The organism is Streptomyces venezuelae (genome assembly GCF_008642335.1).
GTDB lineage: Bacteria > Actinomycetota > Actinomycetes > Streptomycetales > Streptomycetaceae > Streptomyces > Streptomyces venezuelae_F.
The window spans coordinates 2,069,073-2,087,680 of sequence record NZ_CP029191.1 but is presented as its reverse complement, the minus strand read 5'-3'; the positions used below and the strand labels follow the sequence as shown (position 1 = coordinate 2,087,680).

The window sequence follows — 18,608 nt, the reverse complement described above, 5'->3', positions numbered from 1 at the left end:
CCACGGACGGGTCACTCGCCGCGCCGGGCGTGATGAACCTTCATACCGTGTGTTTATGAGCCACACTCCGCGAATTCGCACGGTACTGAGCTGCACGATGCTGGTGGCCGCACTCGGTGCGGGGACCACGGCCTGTGGGAGCTCCGGCCACCCGCTCTCGGCCAAGCCGTACGACGCGGCGGACCAGATCGCCTTCAACGGCCCCGTGGGCAGCAAGAAAGCGGATCCGGACAAGCCCCTGGAGGTCACGGCCCAGGGCGAGGACGGGCGCATCACCGACGTACTGGCCACCGACGCGATGGGGCGGTACGTGGCGGGCGAACTCTCGGCCGACGGCTCCCGGTGGCACAGCACCACGCCGCTGGCGGCAGGCGCGCACTACACCGTGCGGGTGAGCGCGGAGGACGACGAGGGGGCGCCGGGCCGCAAGGTCCTCACCTTCGACACCGACCTGCCCCCCGAGAAGAAGCGGCTGAAGGTCACTTTCGGCCCCGACGCGGGCAAGTACGGCGTGGGGCAGCCCGTCACGGCCAAGCTCAGCACCCCGGTGAAGGGCAAGGAGGCCAGGGCGGTCGTCGAGCGCGCGCTGAAGGTCCGCTCGGTGCCCGCCACCGACGGCTCCTGGTACTGGGTGGACAGCGAGACGCTGCACTACCGCCCGAAGGAGTACTGGCCCGCGGGCGCGACCGTCAGGATCTCCAGCAACCTGGAGGGCCTCAAGGTCAAGGACAAGCTGTGGGGCGGCGAGGCCAAGCCCCTGAAGCTGACCATCGGCGACCGCGTCGAAGCCGTCACGGACGCCGGATCGCACTACATGACGGTCTACCGCAACGGCGAGGAGATCAACTCCATGCCCGTGACCACGGGCAAGCCCGGCTACTCGACGCGCAACGGCGTCAAGGTGGTGCTGGGCAAGGAGTACTCCGTACGTATGACCAGTGCCAGCATCGGCGCATCGGACTTCTACGACAAGATGGTCTATTACGCGACACGGGTGACCGACTCGGGTGAGTATGTGCACGCCGCGCCCTGGTCGGTGGGCTCGCAGGGCTCCGCCAACACCAGCCACGGCTGCACCGGCATGAGCACCGGGAACGCCGCCTGGTTCTACGAGACCGTTCGCCAGGGCGACCTCGTGACGGTCATCAACAGCTACGGCGAGGACATGCCGGCGTTCGGCAACGGACTCGGCGACTGGAACCTGAGCTGGAAGAAGTGGCGCAAGGGCAGCGCGCTGCTCTCCGGGACCAAGGAGGGCCCCGCGGCGGCCGACGCGGCCAGGCTGCGGCCGCGGGTCTGACGGCCCGGCAGAGAGGCTGTCAGAGGCATACGAGAGGGCCATGCGAGAGGGGCCCACGCCATGGCGTGGGCCCCTCTAGTGGAATCCGGTGGTGCCGCTCGTGAACCGCTGGAGACTCGCTCAGGCCTCGACGGCCGTCTTGGCGCGCAGCAGCCCGGCCAGGGCGCTCGCGAACTCCACCGGCTCGACCGGAAGCGTCACCGCGGCCTCGGCCCGGCTCCAGGTGGCCAGCCAGGCGTCCTGCGGGCGCCCCATCAGGAGCAGCACGGGCGGCGACTGGAAGACCTCGTCCTTGATCTGGCGGCAGACGCCCATGCCGCCGGGCGCCGACTCGCCGTCGAGGACGCAGACGTCGATGCCGCCCCGGTCCAGCTCCTTGATGACCGCGTGCGGCGTCGCGCACTCGATGAACTGGACCTGGGGAACGTCCGTGGCCGGCCTGCGGCCCGTGGCCAACCGGACTTGCTCGCGGGTGCTCGCGTTGTCGCTGTAGACCAGCACCGTGGCGGTCGGCTGCATTGTTCCTCCGATACGTCGAGCTGTTGCGTCGAGCTGAGCTGTGCCGTCATGGGATCGGGAACCGATGCGCGGATGCTACTCCTCCCGACACCCCGTCAACACCGCTTCGGACAGGCCTCCGATGGGCCATCCGGGCAGGACACACCCCGTAGACACTCCGAACGGCACCCCCCGGGGTGAGGGCGGGATAAGCGACCGACATAATGTCGGTCGTGGCGACAGCAACGACAGTAGATACCGGGCACGCGCACCCGCCGGTCAATCGACCGAACCTCACCAGCGTCGGAACCATCATCTGGTTGAGTTCCGAGCTGATGTTCTTCGCGGCCCTCTTCGCGATGTACTTCACCCTGCGATCGGTGACAGGTCCTGATCACTGGAAGGAAATGGCCTCGGCCCTTAACTTCCCGTTCTCGGCGACGAACACCACGATCCTGGTGCTCTCCTCCCTCACGTGTCAGCTGGGCGTGTTCGCAGCTGAACGCGGGGATGTGAAGAAGCTCCGGATGTGGTTCATCGTCACCTTCATCATGGGTGCGATCTTCATCGGCGGTCAGGTGTACGAATACACCGAGCTGGTCAAGCACGAGGGCCTCTCGCTCTCGTCCGACCCGTACGGCTCGGTCTTCTACCTGACCACCGGCTTCCACGGACTGCACGTGACAGGCGGCCTCATCGCCTTCCTGCTGGTCCTCGGCCGCACCTATGCGGCCAGGAGGTTCACCCACGAACAGGCGACCGCAGCCATCGTCGTGTCCTACTACTGGCACTTCGTCGATGTGGTCTGGATCGGCCTCTTCGCCACGATCTACATGATCAAGTAAGCGGAGGTCGCTCACGCGACGCATCCGAAACATTCCAGAAGCATCGACGCAGAAGATCCTGACACCGGGGTAATCCGTGAAAAAGCTCTCCGCACGACGACGCCATCCGCTGGCGGCGGTCGTCGTCCTACTCCTCGCGCTGGCGGCCACCGGGGGGCTGTACGCCGCGTTCGCGCCGGCGGACAAGGCGCAGGCCGATGACACCGCCCAGTCCCTCGCCATCGACGAGGGCAAGAAGCTCTACGCCGTGGGCTGCTCCAGCTGCCACGGAACCGGCGGTCAGGGCTCCTCCGACGGTCCGAGCCTGGTCGGCGTGGGCGCCGCCGCTGTCGACTTCCAGGTCGGCACCGGCCGCATGCCGCTCCAGCAGCCGGGCGCCCAGGCGCCCAAGAAGAAGGTCATCTACAACCAGGCCCAGATCGACCAGCTGGCGGCGTACATCTCGTCGCTCGGCGCCGGTCCCTCGGTCCCGACCGAGAAGCAGTACAGCCCGGACGGGGCGGACATCGCCAAGGGCGGCGAGCTGTTCCGCACCAACTGCGCCCAGTGCCACAACTTCACCGGTGAAGGTGGCGCGCTGACGCACGGCAAGTTCGCGCCGTCGCTCGAAGGTGTCTCCCCGAAGCACATCTACGAGGCCATGCAGACCGGCCCGCAGAACATGCCGTCCTTCCCCGACACGACGATGCCGGAGAAGAACAAGAAGGACATCATCGCGTACCTCGACGCGGTCAACGGTGAGAAGACCGAGAGCCCTGGCGGTCTCAAGCTGGGTGGTCTGGGTCCGGTCAGTGAAGGCCTCTTCGGCTGGATCTTCGGTCTCGGCTCGCTGATCGCGGTCGCCGTGTGGGTCGCCGCTCGGACCGCAAAGGCCAAGAAGTCATGAGTAGCCAAGAGATTCCAGAAGAGAACCTGCCCAGCAAGCAGGAGACCGAGCACGGCTCGGTGGCGGTGACGGAAGAGAACCCGTTCGCCGACCCGGGGCTGCCGCCCCACGAGCACCGCGTCCAGGACATCGACGAGCGGGCCGCCAAGCGGTCCGAGCGCGCCGTGGCGTTCCTGTTCACGCTGTCGATGATCGCGACGGTCGGCTTCATCGCCTCGTACGTGGCGATCCCCGCCGACAAGAGCGTCTTCATCTGGCCGATCGGTCACATCAGCGGCCTCAACTTCGCCCTGGGCACCACCCTCGGCGTGGCGCTGTTCTGCATCGGCGCGGGCGCGGTCCACTGGGCCCGCACCCTGATGTCCGACGTCGAGATGACCGACGAGCGGCACCCGATCGCGGCCGAGCCCGAGGTCCGCGCCAAGGTCATGGCGGACTTCAAGCAGGGTGCCGAGGAGTCGGGCTTCGGACGGCGCAAGCTGATCCGGAACACGATGTTCGGCGCGCTGGCCCTGGTCCCGCTCTCCGGCGTCGTCCTGCTGCGCGACCTCGGTCCGCTGCCCGAGGACAAGCTCCGGCACACCAAGTGGGCCAAGGGCAAGATGCTCGTGAACATGAACACCCACGAGCCGCTGCGGCCCGCGGACGTGGCGGTCGGTTCGCTGACCTTCGCCATGCCCGAGGGCATGTCCGAGCACGACCACGACTTCCAGACCCAGATCGCCAAGGCCGCCCTGATGATCGTCCGGATCCAGCCGGAGAACATCAAGGACAAGCGCGAGCTGGAGTGGTCGCACGAGGGCATCGTGGCGTACTCCAAGATCTGCACCCACGTGGGCTGCCCGATCTCCCTGTACGAGCAGCAGACGCACCACGTCCTCTGCCCGTGCCACCAGTCCACCTTCGATCTCTCCGACGGTGCCCGAGTGATCTTCGGCCCGGCCGGCCACGCCCTGCCGCAGCTGCGCATCGGCGTGAACGAAAAGGGCTACCTCGAGGCGCTCGGCGACTTCGAAGAGCCCGTCGGTCCTGCCTTCTGGGAGCGCGGATGAGCACCACCACGACATCATCGAACGACAACCGCCAGAAGGCGCCCGCCGGTGAGCGGGTAGCGGACTGGGCCGACGGCCGGCTGGGGATCTACTCCCTCGCCAAGGCCAACATGCGCAAGATCTTCCCGGACCACTGGTCCTTCATGCTCGGTGAGATCTGCCTGTACAGCTTCATCATCATCATCCTCACGGGTGTGTACCTGACGCTGTTCTTCCACCCGTCGATGAACGAGGTGGAGTACCACGGCAGCTACATCCCGATGCAGGGACAGTTGATGTCGGAGGCGTTCAACTCGACCATGCACATCTCCTTCGATGTGCGCGGTGGTCTGCTGATCCGGCAGATCCACCACTGGGCGGCGCTGATCTTCCTCGCCGGCATGTTCGTGCACATGATGCGCGTGTTCTTCACGGGTGCGTTCCGCAAGCCCCGTGAGGTCAACTGGGTCTTCGGCTTCCTGCTGTTCGTCCTCGGCATGTTCACCGGTTTCACCGGTTACTCGCTCCCGGACGACCTGCTCTCCGGCACCGGTGTCCGCTTCATGCAGGGCGCCATCCTGTCGATGCCGATCGTCGGCACGTACCTGTCGATGTTCCTGTTCGGCGGCGAGTTCCCGGGCGGCGACTTCGTGGCCCGGTTCTACTCGGTCCACATCCTGCTGCTGCCGGGCATCATGCTCGGCCTCGTGGTGGCGCACCTGATCCTGGTCTTCTACCACAAGCACACGCAGTTCGCGGGCCCCGGCAAGAGCAACAAGAACGTCGTCGGCATGCCGCTGCTTCCCGTCTACATGGCCAAGGCCGGAGGCTTCTTCTTCCTGGTCTTCGGTGTCATCGCGGTCATCGCGGCGATCGCCTCGATCAACCCGATCTGGGCCATCGGCCCGTACCGGCCGGACCAGGTGTCCACCGGCGCCCAGCCCGACTGGTACATGGGCTTCGCCGAGGGTCTGATCCGTGTGATGCCGGGCTGGGAGATCAACCTCTGGGGCCACACGCTCGCCCTGGGCGTGTTCATCCCGCTGGTCGTGGTCTTCCCGCTGGTCCTCGTGGCCATCGCGGTCTACCCGTTCATCGAGTCCTGGGTCACCGGCGACAAGCGCGAGCACCACATCCTGGACCGCCCGCGCAACGCCCCGACCCGTACGGCCTTCGGTGTCGCCTGGATCACCGCGTACATGGTCATGCTGGTCGGTGGTGGCAACGACCTGTGGGCCACGCACTTCCACCTGTCGCTGAACGCGATCACCTGGTTCGTCCGGATCGCCTTCTTCGCCGGACCGGTCATCGCCTTCATCGTGACCAAGCGGATCTGCCTGGGTCTGCAGCGGCGCGACAAGGACAAGGTGCTGCACGGCCGCGAGTCGGGTCTCATCAAGCGCCTGCCGCACGGTGAGTTCATCGAGGTCCACGAGCCGCTCAGCAGGGAGCAGCTGCACACGCTCACCGCGCACGAGCAGTACAAGCCGGTCGAGCTCGGCCCGTCGGTCGACGAGAACGGCGTCGAGCGCAAGCTGTCCGGTTCGCAGAAGCTCCGGGCGAAGCTCTCCAAGGGCTACTACGGGGAAGAGGGTCAGATCCCCAAGCCCACCGCCGACGAGTACAAGGAGATCACGAGCGGCCACGGCCACCACTGATCAATCCCGAGCTCTGAAGCTCTGACCGACTACACGGTCGCCACGGCAGGAGCCCCGTCCATTGCATGGACGGGGCTCTTTGCCGTCCCGGGGGCTGGATAGGGTGGTCCCACCCCGCTGTGTCGGGGTGTTTCCTACATACGCAGACGGAAAAACCAGGAGCGGCTATGAGCGCTGTGACCCCCGCAGGAGGCGACACCGCGGCGGACCGTTCCTGGCCCGACGTACTGAACGGCCTGCTCGACGGGCGCGACCAGAGCGCCGACGACACGGCCTGGGCCATGGACCGCATCATGCGCGGCGAGGCCACCGACGCCCAGATCGCCGGGTTCGTGGTCGCCCTGCGCGCCAAGGGCGAGACCGTCGAGGAGATCTCCGGTCTGGTGCGCGCCATGTACGCGCACGCCAACGTCATCGACGTGCCGGGCCCGAGCGTCGACATCGTCGGCACCGGCGGCGACGGCGCCAAGACCGTCAACATCTCGACCATGTCCGCGATCGTCGTCGCGGGCACCGGCGCGAAGGTCGTCAAGCACGGCAACCGCGCCGCCTCCAGCGCGTCCGGCGCCTCCGACGTCCTGGAGAAGCTCGGCGTCAACCTGGACCTCACCCCCCAGCGGGTGGTCGAGGTCGCCGACGAGGCGGGCATCACCTTCTGCTTCGCCGTGAAGTTCCACCCCGCGCTGCGCCACGCGGGCGGCGCCCGCAGCCAGCTCGGCATCCGCACCGTCTTCAACCTCCTCGGCCCGCTCACCAACCCCGCGAAGGTGCGCGCCCAGGCGGTCGGTGTCGCCGATCCGCGGATGGCGCCCATCGTGGCCGGGGTCTTCGCCGAGCGCGGCAACTCGTCCCTCGTCTTCCGCGGCGACGACGGGCTCGACGAGCTGACGACGACCGCGACCTCGCGGGTCTGGGCGGTGCGGGACGGCGCCGTGCGCGAGGAGGCGTTCGACCCGCGGGACGTCGGGATCGACCTGGTGCCCGTCGAGGCGCTGCGGGGCGCCGACGCCTCGTACAACGCGGAGGTGGCGCTGCGGCTGCTCGACGGGGAGACCGGGCCCGTACGGGACGCGGTGCTGCTGAACTCGGCGGCGGCGCTCGTCGCCCTCGCGCCCACCGATCAGCCCCTGGTGGAGCAGATCGGCGCCGGCATGGCGAAGGCGGCGCGGGCGATCGACTCGGGGGCCGCGAAGCGGGCCCTCGAGCGCTGGGTGTCCGCCAGCAACCGCTGAGGAATGTGACGCACGGCGCAGTCCGGAATCTGGACTGCGCCTTGCGCATCGAAGATCGTGTGGCAGGATGCTGCACAGGTCATGAGTGACAGCGACTACGGCCCCGGCCCGCTGTCCGGCAACCCTCCGTCCGTGGCGGGGTGCCCCGGGTGAAGACCAGGTCGTACGCAGCAAGGCGTATGGCAAGCGCGGACCCCTGGACATCGTCGGATGTCACAGCCCTGGGGTCCTGGTCCTCAAGGGAGCAGTCTCGTGAGCAAGCGAATGTGCTAGGGCCTTCGGCCCCTTTCCGCGCACCTTTTCTCTCTTCATCACTGCGCTGCCGCATGCCTTCGGCGCGGCCGTCGTCGCAGTGAACTCACTTGTCTCTCACGGGAGTTCGCCATGTCTGTTTCCGCCGTTGCCGCCGACTCGTCCGTCTGTGCCCCGCTCGCCGTCCTCGGCCGGGACGTCACCGTCCCGCTGGTCACCGGCGGCGAGGTGACCTACGCGGCGCTCGACTACGCGGCGAGCGCGCCGGCGCTGCAGCGCGTGTGGGACGACGTGGCCGCGTACGCCCCGTACTACGGCAGCGTGCACCGCGGCGCCGGGTACCTGTCGCAGCTGTCGACCGACCTCTTCGAGAACTCCCGCAAGACCGTCGCCGAGTTCCTCGGCTGCCGCGAGGGCGACCAGGTCGTCTTCACCCGCTCCACCACCGACTCCCTGAACCTCCTCGCCGCCGCGCTGCCCGCCGACTGCCAGGTCTTCGTCTTCGAGACCGAGCACCACGCCTCGCTGCTGCCGTGGCGGGACGCCCGCGTCACCTACCTCAACGCGCCGCGCACCCCGGACGAGGCCGTCCACACCCTGGAGCGTGCCCTCGCCGACCGTGAACCCTACGGGCCCGCCCTCGTCTGTGTCACCGGCGCCTCCAACGTCACCGGCGAGCTGTGGCCCGTGCGCGAGCTGGCCGCCGCCGCGCACGCGCACGGCGCCCGCATCGTCCTCGACGCCGCGCAGCTCGCACCCCACCACCCCGTCTCCATCGCGGAGTTGGACGTCGACTGGGTCGCGTTCTCCGGGCACAAGCTGTACGCGCCCTTCGGCTCCGGTGTCCTCGCGGGCCGCTCCGACTGGCTGCGCGACGCGGAGCCGTACCTCGCGGGCGGCGGCGCCTCCCGCAAGGTCGCGCGGCGCGCCGACGGCGGCGTGGACGTGGAGTGGCACGACACCGCCGCCCGCCACGAGGCCGGGTCCCCGAACGTCATCGGCGTCTACTCCATCGCCGCCGCCTGCAAGGCGCTCACCGAGGCGGGCTTCGACGAGCTCGTCGCCCGCGAGCAGCACCTCATCCGGACGGTCCGCGAGGGCCTCGCCGAGGTTCCGCAGGTGCGGATCCTCTCCCTCTTCGGCGACGACGCGCCGCGCGTGGGCGTCATCTCCTTCGTCGTGGACGGCTGGAACAGCTCGCACTTCGCCGCCGCGCTCTCCGCCGAGTACGGCATCGGCGTACGCGACGGCCTGTTCTGCGCCCACCCGCTGGTGCGCACCCTCCTCGACAGCGAGCCCGACGAGCCCGGCGAGTGCGGCGCCCCCGAGGCCGCGCCCGGCGAGAAGTCGCTGAACGCGATCCGCGTGAGCTTCGGCGCGGGCACCCCCGACGAGCACGTCGAGCGCTTCGTGCGCGCGGTGAGGGAACTGGTCGCGGACGGTGCGCGCTGGAGCTACCGCACCGAGGACGGACGGTGCGTGCCGGACACCGGCGCCGCGGTCTGAGCGGGCAGGCGTGAGCCGAGCTGGATCATGCGCAGGGCCCGCTCCGTCGCGTCGGTGAGGAACTCGCCGCCCCTGCCGAGCGCCTCGGTCATCGACATCGGGGCGGGCAGGATCGAGCTGTAGGCGTCGACGCCGACGGAGCGCACGGCGTGCGCGCCGGCTCCGATCGTGCCCGCGAGCACCAGGACGGGCCTGCCGGAGAGCTTGGCCCGGCGGGCGACCTCGGCGGGGACCTTGCCGCGCGGCGTCTGGTGGTCGAGGGCGCCCTCCGCGGTGATGACCAGGTCGGCGCGGGCGAGCCGGGCGTCGAGGTCGAGCCGGTCGAGCAGGACGTCGAAGCGGGGGAGCAGGGCGGCGCCGAGGGCGGCGAGCCCGGCGCCGAGACCACCCGACGCGCCCGTGCCGGGACCCTCGAAGAGATCGGCGCGCACGCGGAGGTCCCTGGTGAGCAGGTGTGCCCAGTGCTCCAGGGCGGCGGCGAGCTGTTCGACCTGGGTGGGGGTCGCGCCCTTCTGGGGGCCGAAGACGCGGGCGACGCCGCGCTCGCCGCACAGGACGTTGTAGGGGTTGCAGGCCACGCGGAGCTCGGTGGCCGCGAGGCGCGGGTCGATGCCGCTCGGGTCGATGCGGCTCAGGCGCGTCAACTCCCGCCCGCCGCGCGGCAGTTCCCAGCCGTCGAGGTCGAGGAGTCTGGCGCCGAGTGCCTGCAGGGCGCCCGCGCCGCCGTCCGACGTCCCCGAGTCGCCGCAGCCGACGAGGATGCGGCGGGCGCCCGTGTCGAGCGCCGCGCGGATCAGCTCGCCGACGCCGTACGTCGTGGTGACGCCCGGGTCGCGCAGATCGCGGGGGACCAGGGAGAGGCCGGCCACGGCCGCCATTTCGACGACCGCGGTGCCGTCGGGCAGCAGGGCGAAGTGGGTGCCGATCGGCTGGCCGACGGGTCCGGTCGCGGGCAGCGCGACGAGGCGGCCGCCGCTCGCGGACGCCAGCGCGCGGGCCGTGCCCTCGCCGCCGTCCACGAGTGGGATCAGATCGGTCTCGGCGTGCGGGACGGCACGGCGTACCCCCGCGGCGATGGCCTCGGCCGCGGAGCCCGCGGACAGCGACTCCTTGAAGCCGCTGGGGGCGATGGCGAAACGGGTCAGCACGGTGGTCTCCAGGTGGACGCGAGGGGGCGGTGAGCCGTGGGAGTTCAGCGGACGGGGACGCCGAGCAGCGGCCAGAGCGTCACGGCGAAGAGCAGGACGAGCGCGGCGGTCAGCGGCGCGAGGACCGCGGAGAGCCGCAGCAGGTCCCGCGGGGTGTAGGTGGGCGTGTCCGGGATGTCGGCGAAGAGGGTGACGGGCTTCGCGGAGGCGGGCAGGGTGTGGCAGAACCCGGCCGCCGCCGTGGAGGCGAGCGCCGCGGCGACCGGGTTGACGCCCGCGCCGACGGCCGCCGCCACGACCAGCGGCACCAGGACCGACGAGCGGGCCGAGCGGGACTGCAGGACGAGGTGCGCGGCCGTGCTGACCGCGACGACCACGGCGAGGAACAGCCACGCGGGGAGGTCGAGGGGCAGCCCGGACACCAGCCACTGGGCCGCCCCCGAGTCGGCGAGCGCGACCCCCATCGCCATCGTCGCCGCCATGAACAGGAGCAGCGCCCAGGGGACCGTCCTGAGGGCGTCCTTGAGGCCGACGGTGCCGAGCGCGGGCGATGCGGCCACGACCGCGCCGATCAGCGCGACGACGGCGGGCGGCACCTGGTGGAGCGGCTCGCTGCACCACAGGGCGACGACGGTGGCGAGCAGCAGGGCGCAGCGCGTCTCGGCAGGTTCCCAGGGGCCGGTGACGGGCTGTTCGCTGTGTTCCTGGAGCTGGTCGAGGGTGATGCGGACCGGACCCTTGCGGTCGGCGCGCCGCGTCGTCGTCAACAGGACGGCCTCCGCCGCGAGATGAGAGGAGGTCATGGCGAGGGGCAGCCCGAGGAGCAGCCACTGCGTGAAGCCGATCCGCTCACCGGTCGCCTCCCACAGGACCGACACCGTGATCAGATGTGCCCCCGCACCGATCAGAGTCGCGACCGCGGACAGGAGGATCACGGTCGGAAAGAGCAGCGCCAGCATCACGACCAGTCGTCTCCGGTCGGCGAGGACCTTGGCGAGCGCGAGGAAGACGGGCAGCGCGAGCGCGGCGCGCCCCGAGGTCGCCGGCACCGCGAAGGCGGTCACGACCAGCGCCGCGGTCGTCAGATGCGTCAACTGCCGTACGGTGCACGCCCCGCTGACCAGGAACGCCGCCGCCCGCCCCGCGAGCCCGCTGCGCGCCACCGCGGCCGCGAGCACGAAGGCGCAGATCAGCAGCCACACCGTCTCGTCGCCGAGGGTGCCGAACAGGGTGTCGCTGCTGATCACACCGGTCGCGGTGAGGGCGAGGCCCGCGCCGAGCGCGATGTACGTGTCGTCGACCGGCGTGCCGATCCAGGCGCAGGTCGCCAGCGCGAAGACGGCGAGGGTGAGACGGGCGTCGCCGCTCAGACCCGGGAAGTTCCCGGGGACCGCGAGCAGCGCGCACAGACTGAGCGCCGCGCAGAGGGTCACGGCCTGCCGCAGGTTCAAGGTCACGCTGTCCAGCGTGGTGCCGGGCCGTGAGCCCTTAATGAGGCGCAGATGAAGGAAGGTTCACCCACCGCGCCCCGCGCTCACTCCGGCAGCCGGTACCCCATCCCGCGCACCGTCTCGACCCGCTCCGACCCGAGCTTCTTGCGCAGCGCGCGCACGTACACGTCCACGATGTTGGACCCCGGATCGAAGTCGTACCCCCACACGTGCGACAGGATCTGCTCCCGCGAGAGCACCTGCCCCGGGTGGCGCATGAACAGTTCGAGGAGTACGAACTCACGCGCCGTCAGGTCCACCGTCCGCCCCGCCGAACGCGCCCTGCGCGTCCGCAGGTCCAGCGTGACCTCCCCGCTGCGCAACACCGTCACCTCGGGCGCCCCGGCCGCCGTGCGCAGCCGCAGCCGCACCCGGGCGAGGAGCTCCTCGAAGCGGAACGGCTTGGTCATCCAGTCGTCCGCGCCGCCCTCCAGACCCGCCACCGTGTCCCGCACCGAGTCCCGCGCGGTCAGCACGATGACGGGCGTGGTCACGCGGGCCTCGCGCAGCTGCCGAAGGACCGTGAAGCCGTCCTTGCCGGGCAGGCCGATGTCCAGGACGATCAGGTCGAAGCCGCCGGTCAGGGCGTAGTCGTAGGCGCTCTCGCCGTCGGCGACCACGGTGGTGGTGAAGCCGTTGGCGCGCAGGCCCTTCTCGACGAAGGCCGCGATGCGGTCCTCGTCCTCGACGATCAGTATGCGGTGCACTGCCGCTCCGTCCCTTCCGGCTGCCCCTCGGGGAGTACGAGTACGAAGGTGGCGCCGCCGCCGTCCGTGGACCGCAGCTCGACGCCGCCCCCGTGGCTCTCCGCGATGGCCCTGACGATGGCGAGACCGAGGCCCGCCCCCGTGGCGCGGGAGCCGCGCCGGGCGGTGCCGCGGCGGAACCGCTCGAAGATGACCCCGGCGTCCTGCGGCTGCACGCCGGGCCCGCTGTCGGCGACGTACAGCTCGACGCGTCCCGCGCACAGGCGTGAGCCGATGCCGATCCGCTGGCCGGGGGCGGTGTGCTGGACGGCGTTCTGGGCCAGCTGCACCATCGCCTGGGTGATGCGCTGGGGGTCGAGAGGGGCCTCGGCGTCGGCGACCTCGGCGAGCCGCCAGGCGCGGTCGCCGAGCGCCCGCGCCTTGACGAAGACGTCCGCGGTCAGCTCGGCGAGCTGCACGGGCTCCGAGGCGACGAAGTCGGGCCGCTCGGCCTTGGCGAGGAGCAGCAGGTCCTCGACGATGCGGCTCATCCGGTCCAGTTCCTCCGTCACGATGCGGACGGTCTCCTCGCGCTCGCCGGGACCGTCGCCCATCAGCTCCAGATGGCCGCGGACGATGGTGATGGGCGTGCGCAGCTCGTGGCCCGCGTCGTCGACGAACTCGCGCTGCGCGGCGAACGCCCGCTCCAGGCGGTCCAGCATGCCGTTGAACGTCTCGGCGAGCGCCGCGATGTCGTCCCTGCCCTGGACCGGGATGCGCCGGGTCAGGTCCTGTTCGGTGAGCTGGGCGGCGGTCGTGCGCACCAGACGCACCGGTCTGAGGATGCGGCCCGCGACCGCCCAGCCGATGCCCGTCGTCATCAGGAGCGCGACGCCGGAGATGGCGAGCAGCATGGTGAACACGTCGTTCGCCTTGGCCTGTTCGCCCGCGGGGTGGAAGGCCACGACGAACGCGGCGGCCGGATGCCCCGCGCGCGCCCCGATCTCCACCTTCGCCCAGCGGATCTCGCCCCGGTCGCGGTGGACCGTGCCGGTCGCGTCGGGCGAGGCGAAGACGGTGCGCAGCGCGGCGGGGTCCTCGGCGAGGGGGTGGTCGATGCGCGCCTCGCGCGACTGCTCCTTCTTGGCGGGTACCTCCCCGGAGCTGCCGACCAGACCGAGGAGTTCCTCGTCGGGGTCGGCGTACTGCCGGGACAGGAAGAGCCGCAGGAGCGGGTCGGGGTCGGTGAACCTCTCGCCCGTGTGCGGGTCGACGCCCTCGCGCGCGAGGTTGGTGAACTCCGCGGTCTCCTGGGCGAGGAGCCCGTCGATGCGGTGGTCGACGTCGCGGAGCAGGACCGATCGGGTGGTGGCCGCGACCGCCGTGAGGGCGACCGTCATCACGACGAGCAGCCACAGCAGGATGCGGACCCGGGCCGTTATCCAGCGGCCCCGGGGCTCACCCGTCGTCGCCGGGGCCGTCGTCGTCGTTGTCGTCCGCGGCGTCTTCGTCGCCGTTCCCACTGCTTCGGCTGTCTCCGCTGTCATCGTTCGAGGGATTCTCGCTCACCGGCGGAGGGGATACTTTCTCGTCGCTCGGGGCGGGCCGTGGAGGGGCCGGCTCCGAGGACGGCGAGTCGCTTTCCAGCTCCACCTTGGGCGGGGCCTTGGGCTGCTCGGGGCTGTCCGTCAGGAGGTAGCTGGTCGCGGCGATGCCGAGCGGGATCGCGACGACGGCGGCCAGGGCGGCCATGCGGTGGGAGAAGACCATGACTGCGAGGGTGCGCGACGCACCGCACCGTCAGGATGAGGCGCGGATGAAGAAACCCTCATGCGGAGGAAACCCTCGGCCGGGCAGTGCTCAGGAGTCGAGGCCGATCGCGAAGGCCGCTTCCAGGTCGTGCTGCGAGTACGTGCGGAAGGCGACGTGCGTGTCCGTGCCCTCGACGCCGGGGATCTTGCTGATCCGGCCGGGGATGACGTCCGCCAGGTCGTCGTGGCGCGGCACGCGCACCATCGCGATCAGGTCGTACGTACCCGTCACGGAGAAGACCTCACTGACCGAGTCGAGCGCGGCGATCGACTCGGCGATCTCCGGAATCCGGTCCACGCTGGTCCTGATGAGCACGATCGCGGTGATCACGGCTGGCTGTCTCCCTCGGTGGCCGGTGCGCTGCCTTTCACACGCACTCTAGTCCTCCGCAGACTCCACCCCCACGCGAAGAGGAACCCGAGCGAGAAGCCCACGAGGTGCGCCAGATAGGCCACCCCCGTGCCCTTGCCGCCCTGCCCCGCCGCCAGCCACTGCAGCGCCACCCAGAACGGCAGCACCACCCATGCGGGAAAGCGCAGCGGCAGGAAGAAGAGGAACGGGAAGAGGCTGGTGACGCGCGCCTTCGGGAAGAGATAGAGGAAGGCGCCGAGGACGGCGGAGATCGCCCCGGACGCCCCCACGAGCGTCTGGTCGGAGCCCGCGTGCGCGGCCGCGTAGGCGAGCAGGGCGAGGTAGCCGCAGCAGACGTAGAAGAGCGCGTACAGGAGGTGCCCCATGCGTTCCTCGACCATGGCCCCGAACACGTACAGGAACAGCATGTTCCCGAGCAGATGCAGCCAGCTTCCGTGCACGAACAGAGCGGTGAACGGTCCGAGGGCGGCGCCCGGGACGCCCTTGAAGAGCTCGGCGGGGACGACGCCCCACCGCTCGAAGTAGGCCTGCTGCGCGGCGAGCAGTTCGTTGCCCCTGCCGTACGCGGGATTGAACCCGGACACCGGCGAGATCACGAAGATCACGCAGCAGACGGCGATCAGTCCGTACGTCACCGTGGCGGACTGTCCCCTGAGCAGCCGGCCCGCCTTCGTACCCCATGTGGCGATCATGAACAGAGCATGACGTAACGGGCGCTTCCCGCACAGACCGCCATGCCGCTGTGGAGGCCGCCGCGTGGTGCCCCTTACAGGCCTTAGGGTTACGGGCAATACGCACCAAGGACACCGAGGGAAAGCAGCCACGATGACGGTCCCCCTGCCGACGGACACCACCCGGTGGCGCTGCACGCTGTGCGGCAATCTCACGCGTTTCGACGTGACCCGCAGCTCGAAGGTCGTCGAGTATGTCCATCTCGACCTGGCCGGAGAGTCGAACGTCGAGGAACGCGAGGTGGTCAGTGAGACCATCGAGTCGGTGCGCTGCCGCTGGTGCAACGCGGTGGATCAGGTGGAACTCGTGGACAGGCCGGGCACCGACTCCTGAGGGAGCGGGGCCCGCACAGCTAGTGGGGTGACGGATGGTGGAGAGCTCAGGCGGGGAGCCGGACGACGGCGCCGCTGAGGTGCTCGACCGTCCGCTGCCCGACGGGGTGCGGCGGCGGGTCGTCCAGATCGTCTCGGACGGCTTCGGCGGCCTCACCCTGGCCGAATTGCCCGCGCAGCTGCGGCAGTACGCGCGGTTCACGCCCACCCGGCGCGCCAAGTTCGCGGCCAACGCCATGGCGGCCGCGGTGGAGAACGACACCCTCTTCCGGCAGCGCATCGGCGAACGCCTCAGAGAGGTCCAGCCCGAGCTCGCGGGCGCCCTGGACGCCGGCTCGCCGCCCCCCGCCGCCGACCCCCTCGACGTGGCCGCCGCGGCCTACGTACTGCGGCCCACCGGCTGGGTGAAGCTGGTCACCGCCGCGGGCGAGGAGGCTCAGCGGGCCGACGCCGAACGCGTCGACGACGAGACGAGGGCGGAGCTGGAGCGGCTCCGCGAGGAGCTGGTCGCGGCCCGCGGCCAGACCAAGGCGGAGACCGAGCGGCTGCGCGCCGAGCTCGAATCGGCGCGCAGGGAAGCCGAATCGATGCACCGCAAACTGCGCGGCGCGCTCAGTGACGTCAAGCGCGGCGAGGCCGCGCTGCGCAAGGCCGCCGCGGAGGTCGAGGCCGTGCGCGCCGAGGGACAGGCACAGATCTCCGCCGCCGAGAGCGAGACGCGGCGGCTCAAGGCGCGGCTCGGCGAGACCGAGGCGGCCCTGGAGGCCAGCCGCAGGGCCGCGCGCGAGGGGCGCAGCGTCGAGGACATGCGGGTGCGCCTGCTGCTCGACACGGTCCTCGACGCGGCGCAGGGGCTGCGGCGCGAGCTCGCCCTGCCGCCGGTCTCCGTGCGGCCCGCGGAGACCGTGGACGCCGTCGAGCCGGGGCGGATGTCGCCCAAGGACATCGCCGCCCGCGCGCTCTCCGAGAACGACCCGGCGATCCTCGACCAGCTCCTCGCGCTGCCCCAGGCCCACCTGGTCGTGGACGGCTACAACGTCACCAAGACCGGCTATCCGACCATGCCGTTGGAGAAGCAGCGGCTGCGGCTGCTCGGTTCGCTCTCGCAGCTCGCCCTGCAGTCGGGCGCCGAGGTCACCTGCGTCTTCGACGGCGCGGAGCTGGCCGCGCCCGTGCTGCTCGCGCCGCCGCGCGGGGTGCGGGTGCTTTTCTCCAAGCCCGGCGTCACGGCGGACGAGCTGATCCGTCAGCTGGTGCGGGCGGAGCCGCCGGGGCGGCCCGTGGTGGTCGTCTCGACCGACCGCGAGGTGGCCGACGGGATCGCGAAGGCGGGGGCGCGGCCGGTGGCTTCGGCGGTGCTCCTGAAGCGGCTCTCGCGCGGCTGAGGACGAGGCTTTCGCTCGCTAAGCGGCACTCGGCAACTCCTGTGCCCTATGCCCGAATTGAGGCGCCCTTCACGCGACGTAGCGTCAGAAGATCATCACTGACTGTGCGTCATGAGTAAAGAATGCTCTCCTGGGACGATTTTTTGATGGTGTGATTTGAACTGATCACAAGAAGGTCACTAATGTCACCTCGAACCTCCGCTCGGTTGATCACCCATCCGGGGTGACGGCGGCGGTACCCGCCGACCGGGTCTCGGTAGGCGGCTGGAGGAAGAAGGAGCCGCCTTCGTGGCGTCCCACCGTCGACCCAAGCAGCCGAGCCGCACCCGCGTGACCGTGCTCACCGCAACCGCCGCCGCTGCCGTGGCCCTCACCTCGCAGGGTGCCGCCCAGGCCGCGCCGAAGCCGAGCAAGGACGAGGTCAAGTCCAAGGTCGACAAGCTCTACGAAGACGCGGAGCGGGCCACCGACAAGTACAACGGGGCCAAGGAGAAGCAGGAGAAGCTCGAGAAGCAGATCGGCGATCTCCAGGACAAGGTCGCCCGCGGCCAGGAGGAGCTCAACGACCTGCGCGACGGCCTCGGTTCGATGGCCAGCGCCCAGTACCGCTCCGGCGGCATCGACCCCTCCCTGCAGCTCTTCCTCTCCTCCGACCCGGACGACTACCTCGACAAGGCGTCCACTCTCGACCAGCTGAGCAGCCAGCAGGTCGACGGGCTCAAGAAGATCCAGAAGAAGCAGCGGGACCTCGCGCAGCAGCGCAAGGAGGCCGCGGGCAAGCTGGACGACCTCGCCGACACCCGCACGGAGCTCGGCAAGAAGAAGAAGGAAGTCCAGGCCAAGCTCGGCGAGGCGCAGAAGCTCCTCAACACGCTGACCGCCAAGGAGAAGGCGGCGCTGGACGCCAAGGAGCAGAAGCGCGCGAGCCGCGCCGCCGACGAGCGCGTGGACCTCGGCGACGAGAAGCCCGCCTCCGGCCGCGGCGCCGCCGCGATGGCCGCCGCCGCCACCCAGATAGGCAAGCCCTACGTCTCCGGCGGCACGGGCCCCAACTCCTACGACTGCTCCGGCCTCACCCAGTGGGGGTTCGCGCAGGCCGGCGTCCACATCTCCCGGACCACATACACCCAGCAGAACGACGGCACGCGGATCGGCCGCAGCGAACTGAAGCCCGGCGACCTGGTGTTCTTCAACAACCTCGCGCACGTCGGCTTCTACGCGGGCAACGGCCAGGTGCTGCACGCCCCGCACCCCGGCGCCTCGGTGCGCTACGAGTCGATGGCGTACCTCGGCACCTTCCAGTTCGGCGTCCGCGTCTGACGAATCCCGGTTGACGCTCGGCGTCAACGCATTGCCGACACCGCCCAAACGGGCGAATTCCGGCAACTCCCGCTGACCCCACGCCCCGTTGATGACCTGCGTCAGAAGCGGGGCGTCGGGCTG

18 protein-coding genes and 1 riboswitch are annotated in these 18,608 nt (G+C 70.2%); of the genes, 10 read left to right on the top strand and 8 right to left on the bottom strand.

The genetic code is table 11. The features are described 5' to 3' along the window. Positions 1-55: 55 nt before the first annotated feature. Entirely contained in the window at positions 56-1,300 is a 1,245-nt protein-coding gene (locus tag DEJ49_RS09355; protein ID WP_150183697.1) for an Ig-like domain-containing protein, read from the top strand. A gap of 120 nt (positions 1,301-1,420) precedes the next feature. Here DEJ49_RS09355 and DEJ49_RS09350 read toward each other — a convergent pair whose 3' ends face one another. Further along, on the bottom strand, positions 1,421-1,819 hold the full coding sequence (locus DEJ49_RS09350; RefSeq protein ID WP_150183696.1) for a response regulator transcription factor: 399 nt from the start codon (positions 1,817-1,819) through the stop codon (positions 1,421-1,423). 203 nt (positions 1,820-2,022) lie between these two features. On the opposite strand from DEJ49_RS09350, the gene DEJ49_RS09345 reads away from it, so the two are divergent. The 6 genes from DEJ49_RS09345 (at position 2,023) to DEJ49_RS09320 (ending at position 9,208) form a co-directional block, all read left to right on the top strand. After that, entirely contained in the window at positions 2,023-2,643 is a 621-nt protein-coding gene (locus tag DEJ49_RS09345) for a heme-copper oxidase subunit III (RefSeq protein WP_055566234.1), read from the top strand. 76 nt (positions 2,644-2,719) lie between these two features. Continuing rightward, a complete protein-coding gene (locus DEJ49_RS09340; protein WP_055566233.1) occupies positions 2,720-3,529 on the top strand; it encodes a c-type cytochrome in 810 nt (269 codons plus the stop codon). Continuing rightward, on the top strand, positions 3,526-4,581 hold the full coding sequence (locus DEJ49_RS09335) for a ubiquinol-cytochrome c reductase iron-sulfur subunit (protein ID WP_150183695.1): 1,056 nt from the start codon (positions 3,526-3,528) through the stop codon (positions 4,579-4,581). Before DEJ49_RS09340 ends, DEJ49_RS09335 begins: the two co-directional genes overlap by 4 nt. Next, entirely contained in the window at positions 4,578-6,218 is a 1,641-nt protein-coding gene (locus DEJ49_RS09330) for a cytochrome b (protein WP_150183694.1), read from the top strand. The genes DEJ49_RS09335 and DEJ49_RS09330 overlap by 4 nt, the downstream gene beginning before the upstream one ends. 167 nt (positions 6,219-6,385) lie before the next feature. Further along, the gene (trpD, locus tag DEJ49_RS09325) at positions 6,386-7,450 is read left to right on the top strand and encodes an anthranilate phosphoribosyltransferase (protein ID WP_150183693.1); all 1,065 of its coding nucleotides are present in this window, start codon (positions 6,386-6,388) and stop codon (positions 7,448-7,450) included. Between the two features lie 77 nt (positions 7,451-7,527). Further along, a riboswitch (SAM riboswitch) is annotated at positions 7,528-7,645 on the top strand. Between the two features lie 189 nt (positions 7,646-7,834). Continuing rightward, a complete protein-coding gene (locus tag DEJ49_RS09320; RefSeq protein ID WP_150183692.1) occupies positions 7,835-9,208 on the top strand; it encodes an aminotransferase class V-fold PLP-dependent enzyme in 1,374 nt (457 codons plus the stop codon). On the opposite strand, the gene DEJ49_RS09315 is transcribed toward DEJ49_RS09320, so the two are convergent. The 7 genes from DEJ49_RS09315 to DEJ49_RS09285 form a co-directional block, all read right to left on the bottom strand. Then, entirely contained in the window at positions 9,157-10,356 is a 1,200-nt protein-coding gene (locus DEJ49_RS09315; RefSeq protein ID WP_150183691.1) for a glycerate kinase, read from the bottom strand. The genes DEJ49_RS09320 and DEJ49_RS09315 overlap by 52 nt on opposite strands. 44 nt (positions 10,357-10,400) lie before the next feature. Then, on the bottom strand, positions 10,401-11,813 hold the full coding sequence (locus DEJ49_RS09310) for an SLC13 family permease (protein WP_190329300.1): 1,413 nt from the start codon (positions 11,811-11,813) through the stop codon (positions 10,401-10,403). Positions 11,814-11,890: 77 nt separating this feature from the next. Next, the gene (locus DEJ49_RS09305; protein ID WP_150183690.1) at positions 11,891-12,553 is read right to left on the bottom strand and encodes a response regulator transcription factor; all 663 of its coding nucleotides are present in this window, start codon (positions 12,551-12,553) and stop codon (positions 11,891-11,893) included. Next, positions 12,538-14,079 (bottom strand): sensor histidine kinase, encoded by a 1,542-nt coding sequence (locus tag DEJ49_RS09300; protein ID WP_150183689.1) that lies wholly within the window; start codon positions 14,077-14,079, stop codon positions 12,538-12,540. The genes DEJ49_RS09305 and DEJ49_RS09300 overlap by 16 nt, the downstream gene beginning before the upstream one ends. Further along, the gene (locus tag DEJ49_RS09295) at positions 13,991-14,302 is read right to left on the bottom strand and encodes a small secreted hydrophilic protein (protein ID WP_150183688.1); all 312 of its coding nucleotides are present in this window, start codon (positions 14,300-14,302) and stop codon (positions 13,991-13,993) included. Before DEJ49_RS09295 ends, DEJ49_RS09300 begins: the two co-directional genes overlap by 89 nt. A 90-nt stretch (positions 14,303-14,392) precedes the next feature. Next, on the bottom strand, positions 14,393-14,674 hold the full coding sequence (locus DEJ49_RS09290) for an Lrp/AsnC family transcriptional regulator (protein ID WP_150183687.1): 282 nt from the start codon (positions 14,672-14,674) through the stop codon (positions 14,393-14,395). Next, on the bottom strand, positions 14,671-15,408 hold the full coding sequence (locus DEJ49_RS09285) for a rhomboid family intramembrane serine protease (RefSeq protein ID WP_150183686.1): 738 nt from the start codon (positions 15,406-15,408) through the stop codon (positions 14,671-14,673). The genes DEJ49_RS09290 and DEJ49_RS09285 overlap by 4 nt, the downstream gene beginning before the upstream one ends. A 133-nt stretch (positions 15,409-15,541) precedes the next feature. Between DEJ49_RS09285 and DEJ49_RS09280 the strand changes: the two genes are divergently transcribed. The 3 genes from DEJ49_RS09280 (at position 15,542) to DEJ49_RS09270 (ending at position 18,485) form a co-directional block, all read left to right on the top strand. Next, positions 15,542-15,781, top strand: a complete 240-nt coding sequence (locus tag DEJ49_RS09280) for a hypothetical protein (protein WP_150166909.1) — start codon at positions 15,542-15,544, stop codon at positions 15,779-15,781. Positions 15,782-15,815: 34 nt separating this feature from the next. Then, positions 15,816-17,165 carry an NYN domain-containing protein gene (locus DEJ49_RS09275; RefSeq protein WP_150183685.1) on the top strand — a complete coding sequence of 450 codons (1,350 nt, stop codon included), beginning with the start codon at positions 15,816-15,818 and terminating at the stop codon, positions 17,163-17,165. Between the two features lie 288 nt (positions 17,166-17,453). After that, a complete protein-coding gene (locus DEJ49_RS09270) occupies positions 17,454-18,485 on the top strand; it encodes a C40 family peptidase (protein WP_150183684.1) in 1,032 nt (343 codons plus the stop codon). Positions 18,486-18,608 lie beyond the last annotated feature (123 nt).

Bases quoted from the DNA above. Each gene is read 5' to 3' on its own strand.
- DEJ49_RS09355 (WP_150183697.1), top strand. From the start codon at position 56: ATGAGCCACACTCCGCGAATTCGCACGGTACTGAGCTGCACGATGCTG.
- DEJ49_RS09350 (WP_150183696.1), bottom strand. From the start codon at position 1,819: ATGCAGCCGACCGCCACGGTGCTGGTCTACAGCGACAACGCGAGCACC.
- DEJ49_RS09345 (WP_055566234.1), top strand. From the start codon at position 2,023: ATGTCGGTCGTGGCGACAGCAACGACAGTAGATACCGGGCACGCGCAC.
- DEJ49_RS09335 (WP_150183695.1), top strand. From the start codon at position 3,526: ATGAGTAGCCAAGAGATTCCAGAAGAGAACCTGCCCAGCAAGCAGGAG.
- DEJ49_RS09330 (WP_150183694.1), top strand. From the start codon at position 4,578: ATGAGCACCACCACGACATCATCGAACGACAACCGCCAGAAGGCGCCC.
- trpD (WP_150183693.1), top strand. From the start codon at position 6,386: ATGAGCGCTGTGACCCCCGCAGGAGGCGACACCGCGGCGGACCGTTCC.
- DEJ49_RS09320 (WP_150183692.1), top strand. From the start codon at position 7,835: ATGTCTGTTTCCGCCGTTGCCGCCGACTCGTCCGTCTGTGCCCCGCTC.
- DEJ49_RS09300 (WP_150183689.1), bottom strand. From the start codon at position 14,079: ATGACAGCGGAGACAGCCGAAGCAGTGGGAACGGCGACGAAGACGCCG.
- DEJ49_RS09295 (WP_150183688.1), bottom strand. From the start codon at position 14,302: ATGGTCTTCTCCCACCGCATGGCCGCCCTGGCCGCCGTCGTCGCGATC.
- DEJ49_RS09285 (WP_150183686.1), bottom strand. From the start codon at position 15,408: ATGATCGCCACATGGGGTACGAAGGCGGGCCGGCTGCTCAGGGGACAG.
- DEJ49_RS09280 (WP_150166909.1), top strand. From the start codon at position 15,542: ATGACGGTCCCCCTGCCGACGGACACCACCCGGTGGCGCTGCACGCTG.
- DEJ49_RS09275 (WP_150183685.1), top strand. From the start codon at position 15,816: ATGGTGGAGAGCTCAGGCGGGGAGCCGGACGACGGCGCCGCTGAGGTG.